This window comes from Streptacidiphilus melanogenes, from assembly GCF_000787835.1.
GTDB classification, from domain to species: domain Bacteria; phylum Actinomycetota; class Actinomycetes; order Streptomycetales; family Streptomycetaceae; genus Streptacidiphilus; species Streptacidiphilus melanogenes.
This window is the reverse complement of record NZ_BBPP01000103.1, coordinates 1-3591: the sequence shown is the minus strand read 5'-3', so window position 1 is coordinate 3591 and position 3591 is coordinate 1. Positions and strand designations below refer to the sequence as shown.

General features: G+C 69.8%; 1 protein-coding gene and 2 pseudogenes. All 3 read left to right on the top strand.

The genetic code is table 11. The features are described from left to right. A pseudogene (locus TR49_RS39470) lies at window positions 1–391 on the top strand (DNA topoisomerase IV subunit B); the annotation flags it as partial. A 49-nt stretch (window positions 392–440) separates the two neighbouring features. Beyond that, the gene (gyrA, locus tag TR49_RS39465; protein WP_042391327.1) at window positions 441–3029 is read left to right on the top strand and encodes a DNA gyrase subunit A; all 2589 of its coding nucleotides are present in this window, start codon (window positions 441–443) and stop codon (window positions 3027–3029) included. Window positions 3030–3202: 173 nt separating this feature from the next. After that, window positions 3203–3591 (top strand): annotated as a pseudogene (locus TR49_RS39460) (hypothetical protein); the annotation flags it as partial.

Here is a 3591-nt window from a genome sequence, read left to right as displayed (position 1 = left end):
GCTGCTGTTCCGCTTCATGCGCCCGCTGATCGAGGGCGGCCACGTCTTCCTGGCCCGTCCGCCGCTGTACAAGATCAAGTGGGGCCGGGACGACATCGAGTACGTCTACTCCGACCGCGAGCGCGACGCCTCCATCGAGGCGGGCCGCCAGGCCGGCCGCAAGCTGCCCAAGGACGACGCGATCCAGCGCTTCAAGGGTCTGGGCGAGATGAACGCCGAGGAGCTGCGGGTCACCACCATGGACCGGGACGTGCGCCTGCTCTCCCAGGTCACCCTGGAGGACGCCGCCCGAGCCGACGACCTGTTCTCGATCCTGATGGGCGAGGACGTCGAGGCCCGCCGTTCCTTCATCCAGCGCAATGCCAAGGACGTCCGCTTCCTCGACGTCTGAGTCTCTCCGGCAGCCGAAGCGTTCCGCAGCGAAAGGAAACTGACCACCCGTGGTCGACGACAACCGCCCCGAGGGCGAGCAGCCGGAGGACATCCCGGCGGAGGAGAACGGCGGGGGCACCCGGATCGAGCAGGTCGAGCTCGAGACGGAGATGCAGCGCTCGTACCTCGACTACGCGATGAGCGTCATCGTCTCGCGTGCCCTGCCCGAGGTCCGCGACGGCCTCAAGCCCGTCCACCGCCGCGTGCTGTACGCGATGTACGACGGCGGCTACCGGCCCGACAAGGGCTACTACAAGTGCGCCCGCGTCGTCGGTGACGTCATGGGTAACTACCACCCGCACGGCGACACCTCGATCTACGACACCCTGGTGCGTCTCGCCCAGCCGTGGTCGATGCGGATGCCGTTGGTGGACGGCAACGGCAACTTCGGCTCCCCGGGCAACGACCCGGCCGCCGCCATGCGGTACACCGAGTGCCGCATGATGCCGCTGGCCATGGAGATGATGCGGGACATCGACGAGGAGACCGTCGACTTCTCGCCCAACTACGACGGCCGCTCGCAGGAGCCGAACGTCCTGCCGGCCCGTATCCCCAACCTGCTGGTCAACGGCGCCACCGGCATCGCGGTCGGCATGGCGACCAACATCCCGCCGCACAACCTGCGCGAGGTCGCCTCGGGCGCCCTGTGGTACCTCAGCAACCCGGAGGCCTCCAACGAGGAGCTGCTCGAGGCGCTGATCGAGCGGATCAAGGGCCCGGACTTCCCGACCGGTGCGCTGATCGTGGGCCGTCGCGGCATCGAGGAGGCCTACCGGACCGGCCGCGGCTCGATCACGATGCGCGCGGTGGTGGAGGTCGAGGAGATCCACGGCCGCCAGTGCCTGGTGATCACCGAGCTGCCGTTCCAGGTCAACCCGGACAACCTGGCGCTGAAGATCGCCGACCTGGTCAAGGACGCCCGCATCGGCGGCATCGCCGACGTCCGCGACGAGTCCTCGTCCCGCACCGGCACCCGTCTGGTGGTCGTGCTCAAGCGCGACGCGGTCGCCAAGGTCGTGCTGAACAACCTGTACAAGCACACCGACCTGCAGACCAACTTCGGCGCCAACATGCTGGCCCTGGTCGACGGCGTGCCGCGCACGCTGTCGGTCGACGCCTTCATCCGGCACTGGGTCAACCACCAGGTCGACGTCATCGTCCGCCGCACCCGCTTCCGGCTGCGCAAGGCCGAGGAGCGCGCGCACATCCTGCGCGGTCTGCTCAAGGCGCTGGACGCGATCGACGAGGTCATTGCGACGATCCGCCGCTCCGACACGGTCGAGGTCGCCCGCAACGGCCTGATGTCGCTGCTGACCATCGACGAGGTCCAGGCCAACGCGATCCTGGAGATGCAGCTGCGCCGTCTGGCGGCCCTGGAGCGCCAGAAGATCACGGCCGAGTACGACGAGCTGATGGCCAAGATCCGGGAGTACAACGAGATCCTGGACTCGCCGGCCAAGCAGCGGGAGATCATCTCCGAGGAGCTCACCGCGATCGTCGACAAGTACGGCGACGACCGGCGTTCGACGCTGATCCCCTACGACGGCGACATGTCCGTCGAGGACCTCATCGCCGAAGAGGACATCGTCGTCACCATCACCCGCGGCGGCTACGTCAAGCGCACCCGCTCCGACCTGTACCGCTCCCAGAAGCGCGGCGGCAAGGGCGTGCGCGGCGCGCAGCTGAAGCAGGACGACATCGTCGACCACTTCTTCGTGACGACCACGCACAACTGGATCCTGTTCTTCACCAACAAGGGCCGGGTCTACCGGGCCAAGGGCTACGAGCTGCCGGACGCCGGGCGGGACGCCCGCGGCCAGCACGTGGCCAACCTGCTGGCCTTCCAGCCGGACGAGCAGATCGCGCAGGTCATGGCGGTGCGCAACTACGAGGCCGCCCCGTACCTGGTGCTGGCGACCCGCTCGGGCCTGGTGAAGAAGACCTCGCTGAAGGACTACGACTCGCCGCGTTCCGGCGGTCTGATCGCGATCAACCTGCGTCAGGACGAGCACGGCGCGGACGACGAGCTGATCGGCGCCGAGCTGGTCTCCGCCGACGACGACCTGCTGCTGATCTCCAAGAAGGCGCAGGCGATCCGCTTCACCGCCACCGACGAGGCGCTCCGGCCGATGGGCCGTGCCACCTCGGGTGTGAAGGGCATGAGTTTCCGCGAGGACGACGAACTGCTCTCGATGTCCGTGATCCGTCCGGGTACGTTCGTGTTCACGGCCACCGACGGCGGCTACGCCAAGCGCACCAGGGTGGACGAGTACCGCGTCCAGGGGCGTGGTGGTCTGGGCATCAAGGCGGCGAAGATCGTCGAGGACCGCGGCTCGCTGGTGGGCGCGCTGGTCGTCGAGGAGTCCGACGAGATCCTGGCGATCACGCTCAGCGGCGGGGTGATCCGCACGCGGGTCGCGGAGGTCCGTGAAACCGGGCGTGACACGATGGGCGTCCAACTGATCAACCTGAGCAAGAAGGACGCGGTCGTCGGCATCGCGCGCAACGCCGAAGGCGTTGCCGAGGACGAGGCGGACGAGGCCGAGGACGGCGCCGAGGGCACCGACACCGGTGCCGCGGAGCAGTCGGCCGAGTAGCCGCCGCCGCTTCCACTCCTGCCACGGGCTCCGGTGCACATTGCCGGGGCCCGTGCCAGGATGCTGGCAGCCGACTGCCTGCGCCTTGAACGTTCAGGCGAACGAGCGTTGAGTACGAGGCGTGACGACACACCAGGGCCGACAGCCCTGGCGCGGAATGCGGGAGGACCAGGGTGACTAACCCCACGGGAGCGGCGGGAGCCGCGGGGCGGGCGCAGAACGCCCCCGGTGCGGCCGGCGGTGCCGGCGGCGGACGGGACGCGGGCTCGACGTCGGTGATGCCCGCGGTGGGCGCCGGGTCCGACGCAGGCCAGCAGGCCCCGCGTCGTCGCCAGGGCGGCCCCAACGGCGAGCAGGCTCAGGCCCGCGCGGCCGCGGAGGCGAAGGCCGCAGGTCAGACCGGCACGCCGACGGGCACCACCGGCCCGGCGGCCGGCGGCTCCGCCAAGGACGGCTACTCGACGCCGACCACCTACTCCAAGGGCCAGCCGACGCCGCCGCGCGGCACGCCCGTCCCGGCCGCGGCCACGGCCACGGCCGGCCCGACGGGCAGCCCCAGCAC